The 26518-nt window shown below is 40.0% G+C and carries 27 protein-coding genes; 5 read left to right on the top strand and 22 right to left on the bottom strand.

Annotated features, from left to right (window positions below):
* Positions 1-4: 4 nt before the first annotated feature.
* The 4 genes from map to ACSBOP_RS02040 all read right to left on the bottom strand — a co-directional run bounded on the left by map (position 5) and on the right by ACSBOP_RS02040 (position 3462).
* A complete protein-coding gene (map, locus tag ACSBOP_RS02055; RefSeq protein WP_442602842.1) occupies positions 5-748 on the bottom strand; it encodes a type I methionyl aminopeptidase in 744 nt (247 codons plus the stop codon).
* 88 nt (positions 749-836) lie between these two features.
* On the bottom strand, positions 837-1031 hold the full coding sequence (locus ACSBOP_RS02050) for an acetyltransferase (protein ID WP_442602841.1): 195 nt from the start codon (positions 1029-1031) through the stop codon (positions 837-839).
* 110 nt (positions 1032-1141) lie between these two features.
* Positions 1142-2134, bottom strand: a complete 993-nt coding sequence (locus ACSBOP_RS02045) for a stalk domain-containing protein (RefSeq protein WP_442602840.1) — start codon at positions 2132-2134, stop codon at positions 1142-1144.
* A gap of 116 nt (positions 2135-2250) precedes the next feature.
* Complete coding sequence (locus ACSBOP_RS02040) at positions 2251-3462, bottom strand: MFS transporter (protein WP_442602839.1); 1212 nt, start codon at positions 3460-3462, stop codon at positions 2251-2253.
* A 398-nt stretch (positions 3463-3860) separates the two neighbouring features.
* Here ACSBOP_RS02040 and ACSBOP_RS02035 point away from each other — a divergent pair, with 398 nt between their 5' ends.
* The gene (locus tag ACSBOP_RS02035) at positions 3861-4124 is read left to right on the top strand and encodes an ArsR/SmtB family transcription factor (protein WP_442604339.1); all 264 of its coding nucleotides are present in this window, start codon (positions 3861-3863) and stop codon (positions 4122-4124) included.
* Between the two features lie 23 nt (positions 4125-4147).
* Complete coding sequence (locus ACSBOP_RS02030; protein ID WP_442602838.1) at positions 4148-6334, top strand: heavy metal translocating P-type ATPase; 2187 nt, start codon at positions 4148-4150, stop codon at positions 6332-6334.
* Between the two features lie 50 nt (positions 6335-6384).
* Here ACSBOP_RS02030 and ACSBOP_RS02025 read toward each other — a convergent pair whose 3' ends face one another.
* The gene (locus ACSBOP_RS02025) at positions 6385-7590 is read right to left on the bottom strand and encodes an MFS transporter (RefSeq protein ID WP_442602837.1); all 1206 of its coding nucleotides are present in this window, start codon (positions 7588-7590) and stop codon (positions 6385-6387) included.
* Between the two features lie 85 nt (positions 7591-7675).
* Between ACSBOP_RS02025 and ACSBOP_RS02020 the strand changes: the two genes are divergently transcribed.
* Positions 7676-8536 (top strand): pentapeptide repeat-containing protein, encoded by an 861-nt coding sequence (locus ACSBOP_RS02020; protein ID WP_442602836.1) that lies wholly within the window; start codon positions 7676-7678, stop codon positions 8534-8536.
* Between the two features lie 103 nt (positions 8537-8639).
* On the opposite strand, the gene ACSBOP_RS02015 is transcribed toward ACSBOP_RS02020, so the two are convergent.
* From ACSBOP_RS02015 to ACSBOP_RS02005, 3 genes are all read right to left on the bottom strand, one after another.
* Entirely contained in the window at positions 8640-9347 is a 708-nt protein-coding gene (locus ACSBOP_RS02015; protein WP_442602835.1) for a helix-turn-helix domain-containing protein, read from the bottom strand.
* 16 nt (positions 9348-9363) lie between these two features.
* Entirely contained in the window at positions 9364-9522 is a 159-nt protein-coding gene (locus ACSBOP_RS02010) for a hypothetical protein (RefSeq protein WP_442602834.1), read from the bottom strand.
* A gap of 89 nt (positions 9523-9611) precedes the next feature.
* A complete protein-coding gene (locus ACSBOP_RS02005) occupies positions 9612-10943 on the bottom strand; it encodes an aminotransferase-like domain-containing protein (RefSeq protein ID WP_442602833.1) in 1332 nt (443 codons plus the stop codon).
* 110 nt (positions 10944-11053) lie between these two features.
* On the opposite strand from ACSBOP_RS02005, the gene ACSBOP_RS02000 reads away from it, so the two are divergent.
* Positions 11054-12019 carry a DMT family transporter gene (locus ACSBOP_RS02000; protein WP_442602832.1) on the top strand — a complete coding sequence of 322 codons (966 nt, stop codon included), beginning with the start codon at positions 11054-11056 and terminating at the stop codon, positions 12017-12019.
* Positions 12020-12102: 83 nt separating this feature from the next.
* On the top strand, positions 12103-12657 hold the full coding sequence (locus ACSBOP_RS01995; RefSeq protein WP_442602831.1) for an NADPH-dependent FMN reductase: 555 nt from the start codon (positions 12103-12105) through the stop codon (positions 12655-12657).
* A gap of 87 nt (positions 12658-12744) precedes the next feature.
* On the opposite strand, the gene ACSBOP_RS01990 is transcribed toward ACSBOP_RS01995, so the two are convergent.
* The 14 genes from ACSBOP_RS01990 to ACSBOP_RS01925 form a co-directional block, all read right to left on the bottom strand.
* Positions 12745-14391, bottom strand: coding sequence for a DUF4179 domain-containing protein (locus tag ACSBOP_RS01990; protein WP_442602830.1), 1647 nt, complete (start codon positions 14389-14391; stop codon positions 12745-12747).
* On the bottom strand, positions 14375-14893 hold the full coding sequence (locus ACSBOP_RS01985; protein WP_442602829.1) for an RNA polymerase sigma factor: 519 nt from the start codon (positions 14891-14893) through the stop codon (positions 14375-14377). The genes ACSBOP_RS01990 and ACSBOP_RS01985 overlap by 17 nt, the downstream gene beginning before the upstream one ends.
* 273 nt (positions 14894-15166) lie before the next feature.
* A complete protein-coding gene (locus ACSBOP_RS01980; protein ID WP_442602828.1) occupies positions 15167-16927 on the bottom strand; it encodes a M3 family metallopeptidase in 1761 nt (586 codons plus the stop codon).
* A gap of 19 nt (positions 16928-16946) precedes the next feature.
* A complete protein-coding gene (locus ACSBOP_RS01975; RefSeq protein WP_442602827.1) occupies positions 16947-17993 on the bottom strand; it encodes an ATP synthase beta subunit C-terminal domain-containing protein in 1047 nt (348 codons plus the stop codon).
* Between the two features lie 114 nt (positions 17994-18107).
* A complete protein-coding gene (locus ACSBOP_RS01970; protein WP_442602826.1) occupies positions 18108-19130 on the bottom strand; it encodes a sensor histidine kinase in 1023 nt (340 codons plus the stop codon).
* Entirely contained in the window at positions 19127-19798 is a 672-nt protein-coding gene (locus ACSBOP_RS01965) for a response regulator transcription factor (protein WP_442602825.1), read from the bottom strand. Before ACSBOP_RS01965 ends, ACSBOP_RS01970 begins: the two co-directional genes overlap by 4 nt.
* Positions 19799-19811: 13 nt before the next feature.
* Positions 19812-20783 (bottom strand): alpha/beta fold hydrolase, encoded by a 972-nt coding sequence (locus ACSBOP_RS01960; protein ID WP_442602824.1) that lies wholly within the window; start codon positions 20781-20783, stop codon positions 19812-19814.
* 111 nt (positions 20784-20894) lie between these two features.
* On the bottom strand, positions 20895-21620 hold the full coding sequence (locus ACSBOP_RS01955; RefSeq protein ID WP_442602823.1) for an ABC transporter permease: 726 nt from the start codon (positions 21618-21620) through the stop codon (positions 20895-20897).
* Positions 21621-21631: 11 nt separating this feature from the next.
* A complete protein-coding gene (locus ACSBOP_RS01950) occupies positions 21632-22345 on the bottom strand; it encodes an ABC transporter ATP-binding protein (protein ID WP_442602822.1) in 714 nt (237 codons plus the stop codon).
* Positions 22346-22816: a DUF3021 domain-containing protein gene (locus ACSBOP_RS01945; protein WP_442602821.1), complete on the bottom strand. Its 471-nt coding sequence runs from the start codon at positions 22814-22816 to the stop codon at positions 22346-22348.
* A 12-nt stretch (positions 22817-22828) separates the two neighbouring features.
* Positions 22829-23269 (bottom strand): LytTR family DNA-binding domain-containing protein, encoded by a 441-nt coding sequence (locus tag ACSBOP_RS01940; RefSeq protein ID WP_442602820.1) that lies wholly within the window; start codon positions 23267-23269, stop codon positions 22829-22831.
* Positions 23270-23501: 232 nt separating this feature from the next.
* Entirely contained in the window at positions 23502-24776 is a 1275-nt protein-coding gene (locus tag ACSBOP_RS01935) for a serine hydrolase domain-containing protein (RefSeq protein WP_442602819.1), read from the bottom strand.
* Positions 24776-25600, bottom strand: a complete 825-nt coding sequence (locus ACSBOP_RS01930) for a CPBP family intramembrane glutamic endopeptidase (protein WP_442602818.1) — start codon at positions 25598-25600, stop codon at positions 24776-24778. Before ACSBOP_RS01930 ends, ACSBOP_RS01935 begins: the two co-directional genes overlap by 1 nt.
* A gap of 102 nt (positions 25601-25702) precedes the next feature.
* Positions 25703-26497 (bottom strand): MerR family transcriptional regulator, encoded by a 795-nt coding sequence (locus ACSBOP_RS01925; protein ID WP_442602817.1) that lies wholly within the window; start codon positions 26495-26497, stop codon positions 25703-25705.
* Positions 26498-26518 lie beyond the last annotated feature (21 nt).

The raw sequence follows: 26518 nt of genomic DNA, 5'->3' as shown, positions 1-26518 counted from the left end.
TATCTTAAATGGCTGTTAAGATGATCGGTTTGTTCTTCGTGATGATAAGGCTATGTTCATGCTGTGCGGCAAAGCTGTGGTCAGGCATTCGCAACGTCCATCCATCTGGCTGTTCCACGACATATTCCGCACTTGTTGAAAGGAAAGGCTCAATCGTAATCACATCACCTGATTTCAAGATACGCGGATCATTCTTGCGGTATACTGGTAAGATATTTGGCGCTTCATGAATCGCTCGTCCTACGCCATGACTGCATAAGTTTTTTATGACCTTATAGCCACCTAAAGATGCTTCTGTCTGGATGATTCGACCGATCTCATTGAGCCTTACTCCATGTGTAAGCGAATTAATAACCTTCATCATCGTGTCATACGTATACTGACAAAGGCGGGTTAAGGCTGGATTAGACGGAGCAAGAACAAATGAATGTCCTGCATCAGCCACATACCCATTCTTTTGAGCACAGACATCGATATTAATCATGTCCCCTGCTCGAATCACACGCTCGCCCGGTATCCCATGTGCAATATCTTGGTTCACACTGATACAAGTATGACCTGGAAAATGAAGTTCTTTCTTCGGTGCGGATTCTGCTCCGTGCTTGGCTAATATTCTCCCGCCAATTTTATCTAATTCCATCGTCGTCATGCCAACGCGAGTCTGCTTTTTCATCTCTTGGATCGTCAGAGCAACGATCCTCCCTATTTCTTTCAAATGAACAATATCCTCTATAGAAGTTACAGTCATGGTTACCCTCCAAAGGCTTACTTCCTCTATTTCACAACACATATAGACCGAAACACTAAAATCATACCTAAAAAAAGGATAGCGAATGCTACCCCAAGTTTTTAGGTTCATCCACAAAAAGGGACAAAACATATCCGCAATCGTTACAATAATCTGCTGATATAGACGAAGATTTACTTCTAAGGTTATTTAAAGGAAACATATGAACAAGGGCATTAGAGGCTCTAATAACGCCCTTTTTAATATCTTTACCTTCGCATTGTGGGCATTCAAGTGATTTCAATGAAATCCCTCCTTTTAGTTTATTTCTCCAAATGCTAGGCGGCTATTGATGATGTGAATGCTTCAGCCAGTTTCTCATTCATCCTACTGCAAGTAATCCTCTGGTCAAATTTATTCCGTATAGCCAGCGGAAGAGTCGATTCCAACCGTGTTTGCTTTTGCATCCCAAGTTACGGCAAAATCAGTTGCTTGTGCAATATCTCTTAATTTGAAATAGTTGTTATTATTAATCTCATAAGCCACCAATTGAACCTCTTGTCCGTTAACATAAACCTTAGCTGAAGTAGCTTTTGCCATCATGGCAGATGAGTTAGCGGAAACTGTAAACTCCTTGCCGTCTGGTGTATAGGCTTCACCTGCTGTTAGACTAATGTCATTCTTCGCGCCGTCCCAATCCACTTTGAACTGCTTGTTGGTTCCGTTCATTACCTGAGCAAGATCACGCAGCTTGAAGTAATTGCTGCCTGCAATTTCGTAAGCTTCAAATGCTATTTCTTTGCCGTTAACCATCACCTTGGAAGCAGCCCTCTTAGCTGGAGTTGCAGCTTCAGATTTGGGTGTTTCTTGTGCTGCAGCGTTTGGAACACCTTTATTTTCAAACATAAAATAAAGAGTAGGTGATTCGAATAAGTCGTTGGATCTATATTCATCGTCATAAACAGTGAAGGATAGCGTAAAAATGTTACCTTCAATTACGTCTTTTAAATCTTTATCGCCTAATGTAAACTTGGGGGCATATACGAGACTCCCGTTCGCGAACTTCTCTTGATAGACCCCTATGAAATCTTCACCAAAAATCCTTGGAAAAGAGACAGCATTATGTGCTTTCTTATCTGTTGTCACAATTTCATAAATGGGGTATGCACCATCCGCATTTTTTTGCGGCATTTCTACGACAATTATATCTAAAGGATATTCCTTACCAGCAAAACTTTTCTTTATTATTTTGTGCTCAATAACATTGGGAACAATCAGTTTATAGCTGCCCTTCTTGTCCAAATTAATTTCTTCGCCTTTCATTTCTGCTGCAAATGCGGGCGCGGCAATGCTTGATACAAGCATTAACATCATAAGTATCATTACAAGTGCTTTACATTTTTTCATAATTACCTCCATACAATTGAATTTGCTACAAACATTAAATTCAATAATAGCAGAATTTTCCGTTTCTTAAAATGATGGATGATCAAGCTAAGTGCGACACTTCAGCTATGAAAGATTCAATAGCATGAAGATTTGTTTTTCCGTAAAACAAGTAAGGAAAATGGCACACAGAGGATGGATAGGATAGCAATACTGACAAAAATAACGCGAAGAGAAGTCTGCGTAAGCAAAATGCCGACAAGTGCTGTAGAGATGCTGGATACAAACTCCGGAACAATCCCTTGGACACTCGTTACACGACCTTGCACAGAAACAGGAATCTCAGTCTGGTTAATCGTATCGGATGCGGTATGCGTCATCATAAGCGCCATATTCATTAAGATCGTACTGATCGCAAGTGTCATGAAATTGCCTGATAACGAGTAAATAATGCCCATAACAACCACAAGAGCCATCCCAATCGGATACACGTACGTGGATGGATACTTAGAAATCCATACGGTTTGAAGCAAGCCCGCGAATAGAACGGCTCCCCCATTAACTGCAACGATCATGGAATAACTCTCAGGTCCTAATCCTAACGTATCCGTGACGAATAAGACTTCATACACTTCCATAACCGAGGAAATTGCAAGTAGGGTCGTGGCTGCGGTAATGCCCCATAATGCACGATTCGATTTGATATAATGGAATGAAAACTTCAAATCTGACCATAAAATGCTCCATTTACCTCCATTAGGCTTATCTTCGAAACGAGTATCTTGTTCTTCACTCACGTCCGGCTTAGGTACTTGAATGACTAGGAAACAAAGCGCTGAAATAATGAAGGATATTCCGTCTAAGAAGAACGGTAAGAATGTACCTTTTAACACGAGTATCCCTCCTAGCAAAGGGCCTAATAAGATCGATGCGGAACCAATTACCTCTCGAATCGAGTTCACCCGCTGCCGGTTCTGTTCATTCGTGAGTAATGTGATCATAGGCGAATAAGCGGCTGAGAAGAACGAGCTTAGTATGCTGCTAGTCCCTACCAATAGGAACAAAATAGGGCTATCCAAGCAAAATGGCATCAGAATAAGCAATCCTGCCCTCAGCAAGTCGCTTACGATGATTGTGAACTTATGCCCCATCCGATCAGCGATGGATCCTGCAATAAATTTCCCGATGAACATCCCCAGTATTTTAGCGAGCCACATCCATGTGATCGCCGCTCCCCCACTTCCAGCCAGAATCACACTCAGCGAGATCAGATAGATCCAATCCCCAAACATGGAAATCAATCTAGCGATGTACAAAATGATCAAATGACGTGTAAACGCCGCTTTCATCTGTATAATCCCCCAATAAATACCAATTATTAACTACCTCAAGCTATCATTATCTGGAAATTGTGTCAATCTATAATGTATATGCGTGCGTGTCCCAAGCAAGATGTCATCCACTAGCATACCAATAATAGCGGACCATCTAAAACACGATAATCCAAGAGACCCGCTCGCCAAAATAATCGGCGATGCATATCCCCTCATAATATAATTACAATCTTGCAAAACTACTTATACATAATCAGCTCGTTACCCATTGACATCATAAAATAATACGCTTAATATATGAGTATATACTCATATTTATAAAGTTAGAGGTGACTTCCTTGCATAATGAAGAAAATAATGAGAAACATCCCTCTCTAAATCAATGCGAGCATTTGGATGAAGAAACGTTATTTATGGTCAGCCAAACTTTCAAGGCACTATCTGATACGACACGTATTCGCATCCTACATTTGCTGTCTCAGCGAGAGTGTTCGGTGAATGAAATTGCGGAAGAGTTGTCTCTATTGCAAACGACAGTATCCCATCAATTGCGGTTCTTGAAAAATCTTCGTCTTGTGAAATTCCGCAGAGCGGGAACAACTTTGTATTATTCGCAGGACGATCAGCACGTGGTGGATTTATTACAACAAGCGATTCACCATGCTTGTCACGATTAAACAGCTATTGGAGTGATGACCTTATGCAAGAGTTCCGAATAAAAGGACTGTCTTGTGGGAATTGCGCACGAGAACTTGAAGAGAAGATCCAAAAGCTAGAGCATGGCGAGAATGCGAAGCTCAGCTATAACAGCGGAAAGCTGTGGGTGGAAGAACAAATTTCAATGGCCTCTGTCACGAAAATTTTGAAAAAAGACGGGGCTTATATAGTAGACGGAGCAGCGGCTGTTGCAACATCTGCTGGCAGCCTTCATCATTCTCATGATCATGCAGGTTGTTGCTCCACCGAAAATTCACACGACCATTCGCACGATCACGGTCATGACCACGGTCACGATCATAGCCATGAACACGGTGCAGAAGCTACCAATAAGATTCGTAACCAACTCATTACCGCATTTATTGCCTTTATAGTTGCTGTTTACCTACCAAGTGAGGTTAATAGCTGGATTCCAATCATTCTTTATTTATTTGCCATCGCGATCAGTGGATATACGACTTTTATTAAAGGACTTAAGAATCTATTCCGCTTCAAATTCAATATCGATACGTTAATGACGATTGCCTTGATTGGCGCGATTGCCATCGGGGAATGGAAAGAAGCAACGTTAGTTGCGATTTTATTCGGCCTTAACGAACTGCTAGAAGGATTCGGAATGGAGAAAGCCCGCCGTTCGATGGATACCCTTCTGCAAGTCGCACCTAAAGAAGCGACTCTCGTCCAGAATGGCACCGAAACGGTCGTTCCCATTGAATCGCTTAAAGTCGGGGACATCGTACTCGTCCGCTCAGGTCAGAAAATTCCGTCAGATGGAACCGTTGTAGAGGGAAAAAGCTCTGTCAACGAAGCCGCGATTACAGGTGAATCCTTGCCAGTTGAGAAAAGTGTTGGCGGGGCTGTATTCGGTGGAAGTGTAAACAATGAGGGCGTTCTTAAAATTCAACTCGAAAAAGCCTACCAAGACTCTTCACTTGCGAAGATTCTACATTTAGTGGAAGAAGCCCAAGAAACGAAAACACCGACGGAGCTGTTTATTAACCGTTTTGCCAAGTACTACACGCCGATTATTATTCTTGTTGCCCTGCTAGTGATTGTCGTCCCTCCTCTTTTCTTAGGTGGAGAATGGGGGAAATGGTTGTATCAAGGGCTCGCGGTATTGATCGTCGGTTGTCCATGTGCACTCATCTTGTCATCTCCGATTGCCATTGTTTCTGGTATTACACGAAATGCTCGTAACGGTATCCTCGTTAAAGGCGGCGTGTTCCTAGAGCAGCTGGGCAAAGTTAAAACCATTGCATTTGATAAAACAGGTACGTTAACAAAAGGTGAACCACACGTTGCAAAGACGGTTATTTATCACGAATCGTTTTTCCAAATTGCAGCATCGATTGAGAAATCCTCTTCACACCCGCTTGCCAAAGCGATTATGAAAGAGATGACAGACAAAGGTGTTACGACTGTGGAACCTGAAGAAATTACGACCGTATCGGGTCAAGGGATTGTTGCCAAGATCGAAGACCAGACCTATTGGGTCGGAAACGAAAAAAACATGTCTCATCTCGTCATTCCTGGTGTTGTGCAATCCCAAATTAATGACCTGAAAGAACAAGGCTACACGCTCGTTCTCGTTGCGAATAAAGAAGATATTCTAGGCATATTCGGTATCGCTGATGAGATTCGCGAAGAAAGCAAGAGCGTAATCGCAGCTCTACACCGTGCTGGAATCAAGCGGACTGTTATGCTAACGGGAGATCATCAGAAGACTGCGGAGAAGGTTGCACGCGCCGTCGGCGTGAGTGATTATTACGGTAATCTACTGCCTGAAGATAAAGTAGAAAAGGTGAAGGAACTCAGCAAACATGAGGGCGTGGCGATGATCGGTGACGGCATTAATGACGCTCCGGCTCTTGCAACTGCACAGCTAGGTATTGCTATGGGCAAAGGAACTGACAGTGCAATCGAAACGGCTGATATCGTGCTCATGCAGGATCATCTTGGCAAGCTGCCCGAAGCTATATCCATCGCCAAACAGGTAAACCGCGTGATCAAGCTAAACATCGGCTTCGCCCTTGGCTTAAAAATCATTGCGCTCCTGCTCACCATCCCAGGATGGCTAACCCTGTGGTTTGCTATTTTATCTGATATGGGTGCGACGATTGTGGTTACTTTGCTTAGTTTAACGATATTAATTAACCGGAATAAGAACTGATTCTGAAAAACGGCTGTCCCTACTTGAGGGCAGCCGTTATTGTCTTCTTTTTACATCTGGGCACTGATGCCCTTCCCCACTCCCCGCCTGCCGTTGAAAAACCAAACCAAGCCTAGCAGAATCAATACAATCGCGGAAAGCCCATAGGTCATGCGGAGTCCAATAAAATGCTCCGATATATAGGCAAGCAGCGGACCCATTGACGCCCCTACGTCTGTCATTACAACATAAGCGGTCATAATAAAAGCCCGAGTCGCTCCTACTGCCATGTCAGAGGCAAGTGCATCCATAATAGTAGACAGTATGTTAGCAACAAGAAGCAGTGCGAGTAAATTGCATAACCATAAAGCATATGGAATGACTAAGTTAGTCGCGGCCATCAGAACAGAGGCCAATACGAGCAGACCAATTAGAATCGGCCTGCGCCCCCATTTTCGATCCGATACTCTGCCAAACCACGGAGACAAGAAGGAGCCTAGCGCCCAACGTACCGCCTGTAACCCGCCTGCAATTGTCGCAGAACCAATCACAACTTCATAAAACGTAACGGTTGTCCGATGATGGGTCTCGATCAAATGGCTGAGCGTAGCCGTCAGCATGCCATCAAGACACATCGCTACCAGGAATACCGTTACTAACGTTCCATGTAGAGCAGGCATTTTCCAAATTGCTCGTCTGGCAGCAGGTTCTTCGTTTGATTCATTGTAACTCTTTATTTTCGGAACAAATATGTATACAACAGGCAAAGTCAGGAATGCGAGTATTCCAAAAGTTGTCGCTACCGCCTGTAAACCGAACATCTCCACACATATACTGCCTGCAAGCATCCCAATCAAGCTGCCTAAACGATACAGCCCATTGTAGGTCCCCATAAGGTGACCTCTGTTACTAGGATTTGAACTTTCTAAGATCATAAAATAAGAACCGAGCCGCAAAAATGACCACGCAATTCCCCACACACATCGCAGGACAAGCCAAATATAAAAACCTTCTACCCAGCCGTAAAGAAAAGTCGTTGTCCCCGCAATACATACTGCGATAAATACGCCGCTGCGAATGCTCAATCTTTTATACAGCCAGCCAATTAAAGGGCCCAGCGGTAATCGAATAAAACGATTGGCAGAGAGCAGAATGCCAACTTCAATCAAAGAAACTAACCCAATATCCTTCCAATGAATCGGCAGGACAACATACAGCATCGAATCCCCGAATAAGGATATGGCAGTAATCAGTGCCAGTACGATAATCGATCTCATGACATCGCTTCCTAACAACTTTATAATAGTTAATGTAACATCCTTAATAACCATTTGACTATATCATTTAAAAGGAGATCCTATTTTGACTGATTCTACGTTCGCATTCGATTCCTTTAACCGCAACACCTTACAAGCCAATTGCGAGCAATGCTTTGGCCTATGCTGTACGGCACTTCCCTTCGCAGCTTCAGTAGACTTCGCCATGGATAAAAATGCGGGCCAGCCCTGCTCTAATCTGAAATCGGACTTTCGCTGTGGCGTTCATAATGACCTTAGACAACTTGGATTTCGCGGCTGCACGGTATATGACTGCTTTGGTGCAGGACAAAAGCTCTCCCAAGTAACCTTCAGTGGACAAGATTGGAGACAAAACCCAGACTCAGCGAAAATGATGTTTGAGGTATTTCCAACGATGTGGCAGCTCCATGAGCTGATCTGGTATCTGACTGAGGCGTTATCTTTAAAAGCTACTCATTCCATCTACAACGATCTAAAATCAGCACTCGAAGAAACGGTACGCCTTACAGATCTTAGTCCCGATCTACTGCTAACTGTCAACGTGGCAGTCCACCGAGCAAGTGTGAATGTACTGCTATTGCAAACCAGTGAACTTGTGCGAGCAGATGCTAGAGCGCAGCAAAAAGCCCCTGCTAAATACATGAAAAAAATCGGTCGTGGCGCCGATCTTATGGGTGCAAATCTTAAAGGTGCTGACCTAAGAGGTGCCAACTTAAGAGGTGCTTACCTGATAGCTGCTGATCTTCGAGAGGCAGACCTGCGAATGACCGATCTCATCGGTGCGGATTTGCGAGATACAGATTTAAGAGGTGCTAACCTCTCGACAAGCCTTTTTCTCACCCAAGCCCAAGTAAATAGCGCAAAAGGCAATTCTAATACCTTGTTACCACCTGCACTCACCCGCCCTATGCATTGGTCTGCTTAAGTCTATCATAAATTTTTTTGGATTTTTTTCCAATATAAAAATAGAGGAGCAGCGCCCATCTCATGAGCGACCCTCCTCTATTTTCCACTCCCGAACCATGCTTCTATTTATCCGTATCTAGGAAATCGACTTTCCGTGCACAAGCATTTATCACATCTTCACTGAGAAAAGGTGCAATTGGAACCAATGACCGCATTCCTCCAAACTCAAATGACTTTAATGCCAACTCATTTATAACCTTTTTACTCACAAAAGGTGCAATCGCGACTAGAGATCGAATCCCTTCGGCATCAAAAGTCTTTAGCGCAAGTTCATCGAGCACTTCGCTGCTAATAAACGGTGCAAGTGCAATCAGTGGCTTCATTCCCCCACCTTCATACGCCTTTTGTGCAAGCTCATCGAGCACCTCACTGCTGATGAACGGCGCCATTGGTATGAGGTCTTTGAGCGTATAATTATCCTTAACCTGATTAAACATATCATCAGCTTGTGATGTACTTAGCAGTGGAGCTACGGTCGAAATCTCTTCGATCGTTACCTCATTATTTTGAAAATAATCGGCAGTATCTTGTTCGATTACTTTCTTAATGAGCTGAGCTTCCTTTCCCTCATCCAAAATCTCATCAATGCTTACACCAAATATCTCGGCTAGCACGGGCAGCTTCGAAATATCTGGCATCGTCTCGCCTCGCTCCCAATTACTAATCGCCTGATAACTGATTCCAAGCTGATCCGCTAACCCCATCTGGGTAATGTTTTGCTTCTTTCTAAGTCTCGCAATATTTTTTCCGATCTTCTCCATATTGAACATGAATACGTCACTCCCTTTATTTAATGATATTGATGTATTGATCCTTTTCAATAAGAATCCATTCACTCATAGCCTGATAATGACTGGCGATCTGGTCCGCTAATTCTAATTGTGAAATACTTGATTGCTTTCTAAATCTGGCTAATTTCTTACTGATCTTCTCCATGCTGAACATGTGAGCGTCACTCCCTTTATTTGATGACTTGAGTGTATCGCTTCCGTTTACACATGTATATCAAGCAGTCCTTGAGTTGATTTTCCCCTTTAAAAATAATGATTTCGGCTATGATTTACTTCGTTCTTGATTGCCTGTACACCTTTCTCAATTTTCACTTGAGTAACGCTTGAGACATTAATTTTTAATATTTTTTCTTTATAAGTCCCTGCCAAGTAATTACGATCAATCGGGTCCAGGAGTACATTCTGATCCCTTAAATTGCGGTAAAGCGAGGTCACATTGACGTGTTTCGGCAGTATCAGATGCGTGTGCATACAGATGGATTTCGGACGAGTGAACGGATCAAGTGATTCGTAGAGCGCATTCGCACGTTCTATATACGGAAGCCTTATTCTACGGGTATGTTTCTCGAACATTCCGCTTTTCAGGTAGATCTCAAGTGCTGCTTGAGAGATCATCGAGCTATCGATATCAGTTATCCCTTTGTACTGTTGGAACGTATCCACAAGCTGCTCTGGTAGCACAACAACGCCAACGCGCAAGCCAGGAAATATGATTTTAGAAAAGCTTTTTAAATATATGACGCGATCATTGTGATCATATGAAAAAATCGGATCGACTTTCGTATCCTGCTCAAAATCGGCTAAATAATCATCCTCCACAATATATACATCGTATTTAACAGCTAATCGAACGATCGCTTCTTTTTCCTCTCTGGAGTAGGAAGTTCCTAATGGGTTATGAAAACGTGGCATCGTGTAGAAAAACTTGATCTCTCCCAATGCAAAAATTCGCTCCAGCTCAAGAAGATCAATTCCTTTAGCTGTTCGCTGGATACCCATTGCGGGTATTTGATGGAGCCGTACGAGTTCTAGAAACAAGTGATAACTCGGCTGCTCAACTAACACTTGAGTTCTCTGATTAGGAAATGACATCATACTTAATATGGACAGCGCCTGCTGCACACCCGAGGTAATAACGATATGTTCTTCATCGGTAAATACTTGATATTTCCGAAGCTGCTTTTGCATCTCTTTAATCAGAGAAGGCAGTCCTTTAGGTGTGCCGTAGACGAATAAATCTTTTTGATACGTATCAATTGCTTTATTCATGCAATGCTGGAAGTCCAGATACGGGAAGTTGTGCCAATCTGGCGCTGAAGATGCAAAATCAATTTGGTCGTCATTCGATTCTGAGTTAGAATCGAAGCTCTTTTTCACAACGTAATAACCGCTCTTAGGAACGACATACACGAGATGCTTCTTTTCCAAATCGGTCAAGGCTCTTATGATTGTGCTTTTACTACATTGATATTGATCGGCAAGATCACGAATAGAGGGAAGCTTGTCTCCTTCTTTAATCTGCCCCTCCTGGATCATGGACTCCAAATCATTTAACAAAGTTAAGTATTTATACATGACATACCCCTCATTCTGTACCGGTACAGATTGTCTTTATTCATATTGTATGAAATTTCCCCCTCCCCTACAATGAGCTCATCAAGTTAAATTTAGAGGAGGTTTTCACCATGACAGATCAACAGAAGGCTTATATCGCTGCTCTATTAAGCACAGCCATCATTGGCTTTTCATTCTTATTCGTCAAAATCGCTTTAATCTCAGCAAGTCCGCTAGACACTCTAGCTCATCGGTTTACGATTACCTTTTTGGTGGCAACCCTACTCCTTGTAGTAAAGAAAGCCCCTGTCAAAGTGACACGTAGGGACGTCATTAAGATTTTACCGTTAGCTATTTTGTACCCGACCTTATTTTTTGCTTTTCAAGCATTCGGTCTTGTCTATACAACTTCATCTGAAGCAGGCATTCTTAATGCGGTCATTCCGATCTTCACTTTATTTCTAGCCACAATTTTCCTCAAAGAACGTACAACCCTTTTACAAAAAATATTCACTGTCGTTTCTGTAACGGGTGTCATCTTTATATTCATGATGAATGGATTACATACAGCTAATTATAGCTTGCTTGGGGTGTTCTTGATCTTGTTATCCGCTCTAACTAGTTCGATGTATAGTGTGTTAGCTCGGAAGTTGGTCAGACAATACAGCCCTTTTACACTGACTTATGTCATAACCGCATTAGGATTTATTTCGTTTAATGGCATTTCCATTGTGGATCATGTGATGCACCCTTCCGCAACAAGCTATTTTGCACCATTCATGAACGCCGATTATATCATTGCTATTATTTATTTGGGTGTACTCTCGTCTCTATGCTCAGCTCTCTTATCGAACTACTCCATTTCCAAGCTGGAAGCGACCAAGATGAGCGTTTTCGGCAATTTAGGCACCTTAATTACGATCATTGCTGGTGTACTTATCCTAAATGAAACCCTGCAATTCCATCACTTTATCGGCGCTGCGATCATTCTAATCGGAGTTATCGGAACGAACTTATTCGGGGCGAAGAAAAGACCAGTGGATACAAATCAAAGAGGATTATCTCATTCTGTTCATGAACCCATTCAATCCAAATAACCCACATATATTTACTAATTTCACATCTGGAACTTATAATGGAGTTTATTAATTTCTGAATAAACAGACCAGGAGAGATTATTATGAATCGCATTCTACTTATATCCGGAAGTATGGCTAATCCAGCGCATACGACAACATTAATTCAGTACATTGCTAACCAATTGGAAAAGCGTGATTGCTCCATTACGATCTGGAACTTGCAAGAGAAGCCACTGCCCTTCCTAGACCCTAAGTTCCATCACAACCCTGCCGAGCACCCAGACCCGACCGTCCAAGAATTTGTGCAGATCGCAAGTAAAGCTGATGCATTCGTTATCGGAACACCGAATTACCATAACTCTTATTCAGGTGTCGTGAAGAATGCGTTAGACATTTTAAACTTTGATCAATTTAAAAATAAACCTGTCGGCCTTGTCGCAAACGGCGGCGGAATTCGCAGCACACAGCCAGTCGATCACCTGCGCATTGTCATCCGTGGTCTGCTCGGCATTGCCATTCCGGTGCAGGTTGTGACGTGCAACAATGATTTCGTCTCCGAGAACGGCGGTTATCAATTAAGTGACGAGACGATCAAATCCCGTGTGACGATGTTTGCCGATCAATTGGTTGATTTTACGGAACGATTTAAGAATTAAATGAGAGAGAGCAATAAGAGCAGCCCTCCACTTTTTGAGATAAAAAGGGATGGACTGCTCTTATTTTTTTAAAAAAATAGGGTTCGATTAGTTAAGTTTGATCTCGATTGTGTTGGTAGGGTCTTTGTAAGAATAAATGTAAGGTTTAAGCTCTAACTTACCGTTTAAATCTGCTATCTTAAAGCGTTCTACATACTTTGTATAATCATTTGGATCATTTTTTCGGAAAACAATTGCATCGTTCACTCTCAACCTAGATTCAATCACAGCAAGGAAATTAGGAGAATCTGAACTAGACTCAACAACCAAATCCGCCCCATCTAAATAGTAAGTGTAACGAACATCGAAACTCTCGATCTTCATATCCATGTGCTGTTTTTGTAGGGATGGTTTCTGTAATCTAACCCAATTATCCGATCGATCACTTTTACTTACCCTTGCATCTTGAAAAAGCAGCTTCATCGGAACTTTAGACCAATCCTTATACCATTCTGGAGACTGGAATACCAATCTACTTTCAAAGCCATTAAATACGTAATTTTTCATAGCTGACGTACCTTCAACGACTTGATCTCCAATCAATAACCGCTCCGATTCATAATTAGTCCGACCATTTTCTAGAGCATTTTCTAGTGTACTCGTTACCGTTCCAACTCGAATTTCCAGAGGTGTAATCACCAACTCTTCCAACCTGTACCCCAGCCGCCGTTCTTCTTCCTCGCTTATCTCTAACTTACGCGTATAAATCACTTCGCTTGCCTTCTTACCATCTACCGTTAACTTAAAATTCCACTTACTTGGTAGGACTTTCATTTCTTCGCTATACACGAATTGCAACTCCGATTTATCCCAATCTTTTTCCGTGATATCGAATACTTGCTCCATTAACAGTCCAGGTCGATTATTCGGGAGAGCAGTTGGGGGTGAATTCAATTCTCTATTGTCACTCGTCTTCAGACTGAAGTGTGGATTACCCTGGGCAGCGTCAGATGTGACATCCGTTATCCGATAACGAACCGCCAATTGACGATTCAACTCCCGTATGGATTCAATTTGAATAGTTGGATATCGTTTTATCCCCGTATCAATCACGTCCCCAACCTTAACCCCTGACTTCAAGGCAATCTCTTTATTTTTTTTGAAAAAGAGTCCTTCTGCTTCAAGTGTGTAACTTTTCTTCTGATCCCCCAGTTCATTTAAAGTCTCATAGATGCCTAGTAGTTTACCGCTAGCTTGATCGTACTTCAGATCATTTATCGTCCCATTTATGACTTGCATCTTGCCACTGGCTGGATCGTATTTCAGTTCTTCGCTTAGTTGTATATTGTTACTTTTTTCATCTTTTATCGCCATCTGTTTAATCCCAATCTTGTCATACTGCCTAACATCTTCTGGCGTCTCAATTGAAAAAAGCACCTTCATTTTTTCCCCATCGGTCACAACACCGTTTATCGTCATTGTCGCGCCTTCACTCTTCGCATGAAGATCATATCGCTGACCAAATCCGTTATCTAACGCCGTAGTAATCGTTTTGCCGCCTATCAAACTTTCCCAATTCAGTGCAACACCAGCGATAGTAGCAGGCACAGCGACGATCATACAACAAGCAAAGACGACCGCTGCGGGAAACATTTTTCTTTTTTGTATATGAGAATTCGACTCCATCGTCTCCGTTCTACGCTTTGTAACTTCCTTCTCAATGACATTCCACATTGCTTCATAATTTGGATTCAATTCCGAGCATCTCCTTTGCTTGGTGTGTCGTAATTTTTTGCAGGATCTTCAACCCTCTGTTTAATCTAGACTTCACCGTTCCCTCGGGAACTTCAATCGCACTTGCAATCTCCGGCACAGTCAGTTCGTTCACATACCGTAATGTCACGACCATCCGCAGTTTATCTGGCAGCCTTCTATATAGCTCATAAAACTCCATCTTCATCTCTTGTTGATCATAACCCTCCTCAACTGGATTTGAGTTACGAGGACGAGATAGTAAGTATGTAAGCATTTCTTTCGTCCAGCCATTCTTGCGCCGCTTCAGCACACTGTTGCACTCATTCGTTGCAATTCTGAGCAGCCATGGTTTTATCTCTTGAATCTGTGATCGATCCGCTAGGATCGCTTTCACGAACACTTCTTGGCAAATATCTTCCGCATCCGCATGGCTTCGCATCATGTAATAACACAGACGGTACACTTGCTCTTTGTACATCTCAAACAGCTCGCGGTCACTCACCCCATCAGCACCTCCCTCATCCTGGTTTCGATTGTATGACAATTAACGAGCATGAATCGTTCCATTATTTATGTATTTTTTGAAAATAATAATCAAAAACAACAAAAATTGAAACCCTAAACGTTCAAGCTCGCGATGTTCACGGAACTGTTGGTTGATTTTACTTAACGATTTAAGAATTAAGCATGAAGAAGAGCAGCCCTCCACTTTATGATGCAAAGGGAGAGACTGCTCTATTTTAGAGTAGAATACGGTTAATCCTCGAAGGTGTTTTTAACTCATACAATTGTTATAATGCTCTATGTCCGTTAGACATTGTTGTATGGATTGTTGCCAAAATTCCGGCAGAGAGAGGTCAATATTGAAATGTCTTTTAACTAGTTGTTCTAACGGTAACATTCCAGTCTCACTTAGAAATTCTTGAAACTTTTTGTGAAATAGTTCGTCACCTTTAGCAATTTCTAATAGCCCAATACTAAACAAAAAGCCAAAAGAGTAAGGATAATTATAAAAAGGAATATTAGCTTGATAGAACTGTCCATATTTGATCCACAAAAAAGGTTCATACTCGCATAATCCATTACCATAAGCCTTTTCCTGACATTGTAACGAAAGTTCCTCCATCTGATTCGCGTCTATTTGTCCTTTTTTCCTACACTCATAAAATTGATTTTCAAACAAATAAGCTCCCCTTATCGACATTAAATAATTTAGACTGCGCTTAATCTTCCATTCAAGAATTTCTTTTTTTATTGAAACATCATTTGTATTTTGAATTACAAAATCTATAAACGCAGTTTCAAAAAAGATAGAAGAGGTTTCAGCCATTGTCATTTCAAAAGTTTCTTCTGAAAAAAGTAAAGAGGGGACATCTTTCATTTGTTGAAAATGCCACGCATGGCCTAATTCGTGTGCAAGTCTTCTAGCACTATCGATGCTATCATCGTAGCTTAATGATATTCTTGATTCACCTTCGGCTATGAATGGAGCACAGAAACCACCCAGTGGTTTTGTATCACGTTGTTCTGCGTCTACCCATCTGTTTGAAATTACTTTTTTTATGAATTGCGAAATATTTGCATCCATATTCCCAAGTGATTTAATTATTAAATCGATCGCTTCTGAGAACGTAATCTGATGCGATATTTCCTGAGATGAAGTCATCAATTCATGCCATGTAAGCTTTTCTTTGTCGACTTCTCTAGCCTTTATTACTAGATACTTTGATAGTACATGTAAATTGGAATCTACTACATCCCACATAGCATTAAGTGTTGATTGAGATATGCCATTTAATTTTAATGATTCATCAAGGTAATCTACATTTTTTATCTTGTTTTCATTAAGCCTTAATCCTACCATTTGATTATAAATAGAACAAAACACACCTGCTTGTGTTTTTAGAGATTGATTTAGTCCCTTAAATACATCTTGCCTGTTAGAAGGCTCTGGGTGAGACATGGATATCCTCATTGCCTCAGTAAAAGATAATTCAGTTTTTCCATGATCAAGTTCAACATTTACTTTTACTTTTAAATTATTACGAAGTTGAACATAGATATCTTCAAAACAACTTAATGTTTCTCTGGCAAAACTTGAAATTATTTTTTCCCCATTTGTTATTCTTGTTGTATCATTTGTTAACTCCGATATAAACTTTTTATGGTTAATACTTTTAGACCAATCGGCAAGTTGTTGTTCATTCATATTACTTAATAATTCTTGCAAACTGGATATAATACACCGAACGTGTGATTTTAAAGTTGAAATATTCGCATTTAATAGCGTTAAGAAAGTCGGCTCTATATTTTCGATGGACAAGCAATAATAAAAGGATTCTGCCGATTCAATTTGCTTAATTATTTCTGAAAGGGTTATCAATTGATTCTCATTCAACGCATTTGATGTTAAACATGCCTCGAAATTAATCAACTTTTCCTTCATACTGATCATATTTTTATTTAAACTATCTAGATCAAGACCATATAGAAGGCTATCCAAGTTCCAACGTGTTGGTGCAACGATTGTTTCCATTTCCCCAACCCCTTTTCAGTTAAGCCAATCGACCCAAATACATTATTTCATCCACTTCACGCTGATCCAATGCACCATCTAAGATTTGCTGCACATCTTGTATCGTCTCTTGCAGCGATACACTTACGCCAGCTTTGCCTGTAACTGGAGCTGCCACATAGAAAGGTTGTGTTAGATATGCCTCTAAGCGTTCACCGCGTAAGAAAGTTTGTACTTCGGATGCAGGCAGTCTATCTCGGCCCTGCACTTGCACCAAGAAGCGCAGTTCTTTATAACGGCGAAGCAATTTTTTCGCTTTTTGACGAATCAATTGATGCTGGGCATCTACGTTCGTGCTCTCGATAATTTCAGAAGTAGATTGGACTGGATTCACAGCAGGGAAATATCTTCTCGCTGCCATATCCGCATCCAGCTGCCACAACGTTTCCAGCGGCCCATACGGCTGCTCCTCATCTACGGCTTCGCCTTGCAAATCAACCAGGAATGTTGTTAAGGAAGTGATACCCGCTGCATGCAGTCGATCTTGCAGTTCATAAATATTGTTGTTCAGCACATGAGAACGATCCGCAGCAAGGACAACGTCAACCGTATCACCAAGCTTCTTCACTTCTGCAAACACTTCATCCACACTGTCACAGCGTAGATCAGCCTCACCTGTTACATCTTCCATTCCACGGTGATCTCCCTCAGGCATAAGTAATACGGTAGCAAATCCTTGTCTCTTTAATCGATAAAAAAGCTCAGCCAGTATTACTAATTGACCCATCATCGGTCTAGCTACCAATCCGATATTGCCGCCTTTAGCTAACGGTGCAAACAAATCCAAAGTCTTAATTCCGGTTTCGATCATTTCGATCCTCTCCCCAATTAGAATTAATTCGTCTAAGCTGCAATTAGCCAGTGATGCTAGTGATACAAGTGTCCGAACTTCTGCACGACCTACAGGAATTTTACCTGTACATAAATTCGATACTGTTGCAGCACGCAATCCAACCGAACGTGCTGCACTTGTCAAATTCGGTACACGCTTGCGAAGAAGTGGAACATTGAGTCGAATATCTTCCAATATTTACACCCTCCTTTACTTTAAAGAGTATATCATTTTACTTTAAAGCGCAATACATATTTACGTCCAAAATAAATATTATTACTCCATAGCGTAATTTAGCTTATGCATTTCTTACGCCAGTCTGCTTGACAATGCCACCGTAAATAAATCTTTCTTAAAAAGGTACCGTGTCCCCTTCTCATCAGACTGCCATATACATTCGATATGAAGGCTCCTCGCGATATCCTCAATAATCTTTAGTCCTAAACCGGTACTTTTACTCTCCATATCAAAACCAACCCCATTATCCCGAATCGATACCATCCCATCTTGAATGGTGACCTCCAGACTTTGAGCTTGTGAATGCTTTAATGCATTTTGAAAAATGTTATCGAATAACCTTTGCAGCCACAATTCGTTGCTTGTCCATATCAACTCTCGATGAATGGAATGGAAACTTAATTCAATATTATGGATGTTATATAAATAACTCCACTTCTTCACCATCGTTTCCAATACATCATTGATGTTCACTTCATCGCTTACAATATACGAATGGTCTAACGTATCTGTAGACTGCAACTTAAGCTCATTCGTTAAGTCCGCAATATATTGAATTTGTTGGTATAGCGACTCTAGTATGGGCGTCTGGTCTTGGTGCTGACCCTCTAGATAAAATAATTGCAATCTAACCGCTGTTAACGGTGTATTAATATCATGCCTTAGCTTATTCAAGAGCTCCTTCTTGGTCTCTTCCTGTTGTTTAAGCTCCAATTCCCGATAAGTCGTTCTTTCAATTAATAAATTGACAGAACCGATTAGCTCTCCTATTTCATCATGGCTTTTAACCTCTAGTTTATTAGGAATTTGGTCACTACTAGCTAAATGCCGTATCGTTTTATTCAATATATTGATTTTATTCAATACAGAATGAATCGATTTTGAGAATATAAAGGCAAGTAATAAGAACGATAAGAAACATACAACGAGCATGGTCGGATAGGCAAAAGACGCATGAAAAGGTATGCCTTCATTCTTTGTTTTAAAAACATGATCATAAATGCTTGAAACAAGAACACTGATCAATAAAAACGACACGGGCACACTCACAATGGCAGAGAACAACAATAATTGATACTTCTTCTTTAATTTCATGACTTCCAATAGGTATTGAGACGATACCCTTCTCCGTAAACATTTTGAATCACTTCACCGGCTTGGTCATCGATTTTAGATCTTATTTTTTTGATGTGTACATTTATAATATTGGGATTTCGATCTTCGAGCTGCCATAAGTAATCAAAGAAATGGTCCTTTGTTAAGATCCGATCCCGATTGGCATAGAGATAGAAAAATATTTTCCGCTCAATGGCAGTAAACATTACTTCATGATGCAAGTCATGATTGAAAACTTTAGCATGTTCGGCATCGATAAATAAGTGCTTGATTTGCGCAAAAGAACCATACTGATTAGCCAGCATCTTCTGCATCCGTAATAACAGTTCCCTAGGATCAAAGGGCTTTACCATATAATCTTCGCCCAGGGTTAGCCCCTTCAGTTTACTATCCATATCATTACGAGCAGACAAGAATATAATGGGGATACCCATTCCCCGATCTTTGATCTTCTTCGTCAATTGATAGCCATCTTCACCTGGCAGCATCACATCCATAATCACGAAATCGATCTTCGAAATGAGCTTAAGCACTTCATCCCCATTTGTTCTCCAATAGACCTGATACCCTTCACGTTCTAAGATTTTTTTAAGTAACTCACCAATAGTTAAATCATCTTCAACGATTAGAATGTTATATCCTTTCATCCCTATAGACCTTTCATTTTTTAATAAAATCCGTTGCCAGCTTATAGATCTCATCGGGAGCGTATAAATAAATCGAATGCTTCCCTTTCACCCGCTTCACTTCCGATCGAGATAGCTGGCTTGCTAACTCTTCATAGCTTTTATTTTTTCGTTCATTGTATGCCGAATGCTCATTTTGATCCGTGTATGCAGCCAAGAATAAGATCGGCGTTCCTTTGGGCAGCGGGCGTGCAACAGATTTTTTAGCATTCTCATCAATTTGCAAAAGTTCGTGCAGCATATCATCATTAAACGTCATCTTAAAGGAGATCGCTTTAAAGATTTCTTTTTCTTGATCCGTTAAAAAGGATTGCTTTAATACCTCCTCATTATAAGTCGAAGAGGGAAGAAATCGATGAAAGCCTATTTTCGTGAATACATTCATCGCTCTAATGTTTAGAGATTGAACAAAGCTCATTTTGTACGTCACATAATCTTGGGGTAAGCCAATATCCATCGCGATGATTGCCTTTACTTCATCTGGGTACTTTTGAGCCCAATAAATCGCTTCTAATCCTGACATGGAGTGTGGCATCAACACATAAGGAGGCTGATTGCCACTTCGAATCAGCGCTTCCCTCGATTGTTCCAAGATGCGGTCTAGATCCCTGTCATCGTCCAATACATCACTATATCCGTACCCAGCTCTTTCAATAATCGCAATTTTATTATCCTTTGAAAATTTACTATAAAGCCCCTTCATCTCGTAAATAGGCGCAGCAATCCCTGAGCCTGGCATCAAGACATACGTATCCCCACCGCTGCCTTCATTATATACATTTATTTTTTTGTTATCGAAATCAACCAATGTCCCCTTACTACTAAGTAAAGCGGATTCCTTGCTCAATTGATACTTATGATAGATAAAAACCGCCGCAGACACAATCAAGATCAGCGCGATAAGCGCAATCAGAATATTTCTTAACACCTTCCATACTTTTCTCATCGATTCAGATTCTCCCTTTAAGTTGATATGGAAAGGATAAGATATAATAATAAATTTCTAATAAATCATAGAAAAAAAGACTGCCATCTATCTGACAGTCTAGTCGATTCGTTAGCTTTTCATTTTCCTCTTAAAGCCCCAAACTGCAAGTACGAAGATCATGATCGTATACCCAACTACCCATAATAAGGGTACTACAAGATCACCGTACTGACCTGATAAAGCAAATCGTGTAGCATCAACCGCATGAGCAAATGGCAATGCTGAAGCGAATATTTTAAACGTACCACCAACCATATCCAGCTTAAACCAAGTACCACTTAACCATGCTGTCAGATTGACAAAGATCGCAAAAATCCCACCCACTTGCTTGTCAGTAAAGTATGTACCAAGTAGTAAACCAAATCCAATATAAAGCATGGCAATCAAAATAAGTACAATAACGGCACCTACTATATTCACATGAAAAGATAATCCTAAAAATAACGCTGAAATAAAGCAAATAATAATTTGAAGCGAGGCAATCGGTAATAGAGGTAATGCATACCCCATCATATAATCAGACGCAGACATCGGTGAAGCAAAAATCCGCATTAAAAATGAACTGCTCTTATCTTTACCAATCAGCATTCCTGAAAATAATGTAATGAAAGAAAAACTAAAAACGATCACGCCTGGCGTTAAGTTTTCGATGCTATAAAGATCAAAAGGCATATTCTTTTGCATGCTTGAAAAAAGGTACATGATAATAATCGGAAGCCCCATCCCAAAAAGAAGTGTTAAGGGGTCTCGTAAAATCTCCTTCCGATTGCGCGAAGCAAATGCTAGATATCTCATAATCAGACCTCCTATTCCGTTAGTGTAAGGAAGATATCTTCTAAAGAAGATTTTCCCGTATTTGCTTTTAACTCATCAATCGTTCCAAGTGCATGTAATTGACCACCATGCATTATACCGACGCGATCAGCAAGTGCTTCTACTTCTTCTAAATAATGTGTCGTTAGAATAATCGTGATTTTACCCTTCAGCTCTAGCAAAACCTCCCATAGATCACGTCTCGCGCGAATATCAAGTCCGAGTGTAGGCTCATCTAAAAAGATGATTTGAGGATTTGAAATGAGAGCCATCGCAATACTTAGTCGGCGCTGCATCCCACCTGATAATGTTTTTGCCTTATTTTTGGCACGCTCCGAAAGTCCGAACTTTGTCATCATTTCCACTGCTTTTTGCTTAGCCTCTCGCTTATTGCTTCCATAGATACTCGCAATAAATTCTAAATTTTCCTTTACAGAAAGATTCGGAGCTACCGCCGTTTCTTGGGGTGAAATGTTTATTTTTTGTTTGACTGCCGTAGGGTTCTGGACAATACTATCGCCTAACATTTGTGCATCGCCACTTGTAGGAGTAAGCAAACAGCTAAGCATTTTAATGGTTGTTGTTTTCCCAGCCGCGTTTTGCCCTAAAAGTGCAAAAAATTCTCCCTTCCCAATGGTCAGTGAAAGATTATTGACAGCTGTACGCTCTTTAAATTTTTTCGTTAGATTATTAATCGCAATGGCCATTTAATCATCACTTCTCCCTTCTAATTGCTTGGACTTAATCGCAGCATTAATTTGTTTAATATCATTTTTGGAAATCATGTATTGAATCACCCACGTGATCACATACGTACCTAAGAAATTAATGAAAAAAATCAGTGTACTGATAGACGTTTTTGGCATCCAAAGCAGCATCACAATCGGTACCCATATAAGTGCTGTTATGCAAAAGTGAACGAGATACTGTTTCAGTAGGCTCCACTTCACAATGTCAAAAATAAGTGAACTTGTAGCGAATGTGATACCTATAATCCCTGTTAACAGGATTTGCACGATAACAGCGGTCATCTCACTCACAAAGAAAGAGCGAAAATGATCGATAACTGGCATATAGTTACCTTGTCCGAATCGGAGCGAAATAAGGATCTGTACGATTTGTCCGATAATCACGCCGATGACAAAACCACCAACAACCCGACTCATTACATTTTTCACGATGTTTTCACCTCATATTACGAATAGTTTCTTAATTTTTGACACGTAGCGCCTGGAAGCATACGTTCTGATATTCCCTCTTAAGAGCACGCCAATTGTTCCTGTCATACTAATATCCATATTCGTAATCATCTTCATGTTAACGATCTCGGAGTTTGAAATACGAACGAAAAATTGATTGTTTAGTTTCTCTTCCAATTCATATAACCTTGAACGAACGGTGTAGATACCGCTAGCCGTTTGGAGAAATACCTTCTGTTTCTCCGCATAGATTCTAATGATATTTTTACATTCGACAATTTCAACACCTCGATCTGAAAATACAGCTAATGCATCCGTATAGGTTTCCGAAAGTCGCCTCATCAGATCAGAGATCTCATCTGTCATTTTATCCGTTAGAATGATAACCTTCGGCTCTTTATAAGCTGGATCAATCGACACTTCAAATTTCACATCATCACAACCCTTTCACTCGATCTAAATATAAAAAGGATCCAACCTGCTGTAAATGGATTTTCGATAATCGGTCGTTTTCGCACGATAACTGGTCAAAAGACGATTATAACAAATCTTCTCCGATGCTCGAGGAACACTCTCTCCCTCTTCATAACAAAAAAACACACGAAGCTCCGTGTGCTTATTTCATTTATATCTATTGTATTTTCACTGATTCGTAGCGCCCAAACTACTTGATTGCGGGGTCATCCTTGATATATCCGAAAAATGTCATCTTGCCGTGTTCGTTCTCAGCAATGCTGTACGGATGGATCTGGTCAGAATGTCTGCGAGCAAATCTCCCTTCACCTACCGGGTAGATCTCAATATGAAGATTTCCTATAAATCTCGTAAAATATAATTTTCCATTAATAAGTTCTACATGTATCTTATCTTTCAAGTAGGTTCCGCAATACTCTTTAAGCTTGTTTTCGTTGATGGGAAACTCTTCACGTTTTGTCGGAACATCTACATCAACTTGATGCAAAATATCTGAAATTGCATTGCCCAGTCTATACTGATTGATAGCCTCGTTATTTGAAAGAATGATGACACATATATCTTCATCAAAATAATCCTGCATATAGGTGCTTACCCCAAGATGATCTCCCCCGTGGGAATATCTATCTGTGCCGTAAATATGATGATGCTCCAGTCCATAGCAGTAATTGTTTTTGTTCACTTTGAAAAATCTAATGTACGTTTCTTGAGATAGGATTTTGCGATCCCGCAAACAGGTGTACCATTTGAACAAATCATCGCAGTTTGAAATGATGGCACCTGCACCGATGCTAAATTTCTCGTTATAATACGGACTTTTGATGGTTGTATCAAAATCTTTTGTATAATTACATGATCTTTTTTTAATAGGTTTACAGCCGTCATCAACATCGCTGTTCATCATATTCAAGGGCAGAAAGATGTTGTTTCGAATATAATCTTCATACTTCTCTCCTGAAACATTTTCTATAATCCATGCTAGCAAATTATAGTTTGAGTTATTGTAATCATATGCCGTGCCCGGTGGATTTATAGGCTTTTTATTGATACACTGCCGGAAGAAATCGCTTCGCGAATAATCCATTCTGTTGTAACCAGCAAAAAAATCATTCTCAAAATTATAAAAATTATATAATCCAGAAGTATGCGATAGTAAATGATGGACAGTAATCGACTCGTCAATCTTCATATCCGCAGGGAGGTAAAATTGTGCACATTTATCTATGTCCAGCATTTTCTTGTCATATAGGAGCATAATCGCAAAGGCAGTAAACTGTTTTGATATGGAAGCGATTGAGAAGCATGAATTTATTTCATTTTTAATTCCAAATTCAATACTTGCATAGCCGTATGCGTTTTCAAAAAGAACTTCACCTTTGCAGGTGACTTGAATAACACCGTAAAAGTCCCACAATTCCAGATATTTGTTAATATATGCTTCTAGTTTCAAACTACTTGATTGCATCAGATCCCACTCCTCACAATGTTTGTATCTTCCTTTCCATACAATACTTTCTTTGGATTTAAAACGATAAGTAAAACGGCTGCCACAGAATACAAAATTGCGCTATACATGATTAAATCGATTAAGTTTCCGTTTATTATGCCAATAAAAAAATTAAAGAATTGGTGGATGATGATTGGGATGATTAAATTCTGATTTAAGTTATAAAATGCTGTCATGACGATCTTAATGGATAGGATTGAAATCATAAAGAATAGAATATATTTGATTAGATCAATGCCCACAAGCCCTGTAGTAAACCATATGGGTAGATGCCACATCCCCCACCAAAATCCTATGATGATCGAAGCTTTTAATGGCGAATGCTTCTTTTGGAGCTCAATTTGAGCGAAGCCTCTCCACCCTATTTCTTCTCCTAGTGGCCCTGCAAGAAAGTTTTTAAAAAAGAAATAGATCAGCATTCCCCATGAAGAAACAGTAAAAATAGAGTCTACTTCACTATTTTTAGTTGCGAGAAACAAAATCATCAAAAATAGGAAAGTTTGAATCATACTCACAGTAAGCATGACAGAAAATTTAAGTTTATTCTTGAATTTATCTTTTACAAATTGTATAAAACTCTGCCCCGGATAGATCCTTTTAAATAGTATTGCAAAAGCAAAGGTTGAGGACCAAGCCGATATAATAAACATGACATCAAAGAGCCATGCAGGCAATCCTAACATCTTTATGGCTCCTACAAGACAAAAAAGTGGCCAAAAAATGATATTGGTTAGGACAATAAAACTTGCTACTGGTTTTTTTAGTTTCTTTTCTTTATTCATGCATAATCCCCGCTTCAACTAAGTATTTCGTAAATACGATCATATTTACGAATAACTTTAGCTTAAACCTAGGGGTTACTCACAGGTCAATACAGGTCTGCATTATTTTATAGGTGCATACATTTCGAAAAACACACGTTCGAGATCATCTTCATAAGTGGTAAGTAATAGATTGATATAAACTAGCCCTAAAAGTTCATACCCTTCGTCTATTGCTACTTTCCTTAAACTAGCTTCCACGTTACGATCAATATTTTTTCCACCTGTTGACCATCTTCCATCTTCAATAACGGTATACATACATTTTGGATGAGATAAAATTTCACCTTCTATTTCTCCATCGAAGTCTTCCAATTTTTTTGCAATGATAAACTTATTTCCTATCATACCTTCTTCATTAAAACTTATGACTCTTGTTAAAGATGTTAGAGTTACTGCTTTTTTTAAGCTGTCTGTGTTCTCTTGTAGAGTTTCATATTCATCATACGCAGTGAAATGATCGATTTCTCCTTTTATTTCTAACGGCTTCATTTCTTTTACTATGTATTTTCCTAAGAATAGTTTTATTTTTTCGCAATCTTCTTTGACGATCTGTAGTTTTTTTAAAAGTTGTTTTTTATATTCAATTTCCTCTAACACTGCTTGTTCTTTCTCTTCTAATAATGATTGTATTTCTTCTATACTCTTACCTTTTCTTAGTTCCTGGATTTTTTTAATTTCAATATCCATTTCTCTATAGAAATTTACTGTTGTTATATCATAGATATCAAAATGGTTATATTCTCGATATCCATTCTCCGTATTTTGCTGAGGCTTAACTAATTCCTTTTCTTCATAAAATTTCAAGGTATCTCTAGATACACCTAAGAATTTAGCGACTTGTCCAATTGTGTACATGATACTCTCCTTATCATTGTT

The sequence above is a fragment of the Paenibacillus sp. KN14-4R genome, assembly GCF_052180255.1.
Taxonomy (GTDB): Bacteria; Bacillota; Bacilli; order Paenibacillales; family NBRC-103111; genus Paenibacillus_AM.
This window is presented reverse-complemented; position numbering and strand designations above follow the sequence as displayed.

Bases quoted from the DNA above. Each gene is read 5' to 3' on its own strand.
- ACSBOP_RS01960 (WP_442602824.1), bottom strand. From the start codon at position 20,783: ATGAGAAAAGTATGGAAGGTGTTAAGAAATATTCTGATTGCGCTTATC.
- ACSBOP_RS02015 (WP_442602835.1), bottom strand. From the start codon at position 9,347: ATGTTCAATATGGAGAAGATCGGAAAAAATATTGCGAGACTTAGAAAG.
- ACSBOP_RS01970 (WP_442602826.1), bottom strand. From the start codon at position 19,130: ATGAAATTAAAGAAGAAGTATCAATTATTGTTGTTCTCTGCCATTGTG.
- ACSBOP_RS02010 (WP_442602834.1), bottom strand. From the start codon at position 9,522: ATGTTCAGCATGGAGAAGATCAGTAAGAAATTAGCCAGATTTAGAAAG.
- ACSBOP_RS01950 (WP_442602822.1), bottom strand. From the start codon at position 22,345: ATGGCCATTGCGATTAATAATCTAACGAAAAAATTTAAAGAGCGTACA.
- ACSBOP_RS02040 (WP_442602839.1), bottom strand. From the start codon at position 3,462: ATGAAAGCGGCGTTTACACGTCATTTGATCATTTTGTACATCGCTAGA.
- ACSBOP_RS01935 (WP_442602819.1), bottom strand. From the start codon at position 24,776: ATGCAATCAAGTAGTTTGAAACTAGAAGCATATATTAACAAATATCTG.
- ACSBOP_RS01980 (WP_442602828.1), bottom strand. From the start codon at position 16,927: ATGGAAACAATCGTTGCACCAACACGTTGGAACTTGGATAGCCTTCTA.
- ACSBOP_RS02000 (WP_442602832.1), top strand. From the start codon at position 11,054: ATGACAGATCAACAGAAGGCTTATATCGCTGCTCTATTAAGCACAGCC.
- ACSBOP_RS02030 (WP_442602838.1), top strand. From the start codon at position 4,148: ATGCAAGAGTTCCGAATAAAAGGACTGTCTTGTGGGAATTGCGCACGA.
- ACSBOP_RS02045 (WP_442602840.1), bottom strand. From the start codon at position 2,134: ATGAAAAAATGTAAAGCACTTGTAATGATACTTATGATGTTAATGCTT.
- ACSBOP_RS01965 (WP_442602825.1), bottom strand. From the start codon at position 19,798: ATGAAAGGATATAACATTCTAATCGTTGAAGATGATTTAACTATTGGT.
- ACSBOP_RS01925 (WP_442602817.1), bottom strand. From the start codon at position 26,497: ATGTACACAATTGGACAAGTCGCTAAATTCTTAGGTGTATCTAGAGAT.
- map (WP_442602842.1), bottom strand. From the start codon at position 748: ATGACTGTAACTTCTATAGAGGATATTGTTCATTTGAAAGAAATAGGG.
- ACSBOP_RS01995 (WP_442602831.1), top strand. From the start codon at position 12,103: ATGAATCGCATTCTACTTATATCCGGAAGTATGGCTAATCCAGCGCAT.
- ACSBOP_RS02025 (WP_442602837.1), bottom strand. From the start codon at position 7,590: ATGAGATCGATTATCGTACTGGCACTGATTACTGCCATATCCTTATTC.
- ACSBOP_RS01930 (WP_442602818.1), bottom strand. From the start codon at position 25,600: ATGAATAAAGAAAAGAAACTAAAAAAACCAGTAGCAAGTTTTATTGTC.
- ACSBOP_RS02005 (WP_442602833.1), bottom strand. From the start codon at position 10,943: ATGTATAAATACTTAACTTTGTTAAATGATTTGGAGTCCATGATCCAG.
- ACSBOP_RS02035 (WP_442604339.1), top strand. From the start codon at position 3,861: ATGGTCAGCCAAACTTTCAAGGCACTATCTGATACGACACGTATTCGC.
- ACSBOP_RS01955 (WP_442602823.1), bottom strand. From the start codon at position 21,620: ATGAGATATCTAGCATTTGCTTCGCGCAATCGGAAGGAGATTTTACGA.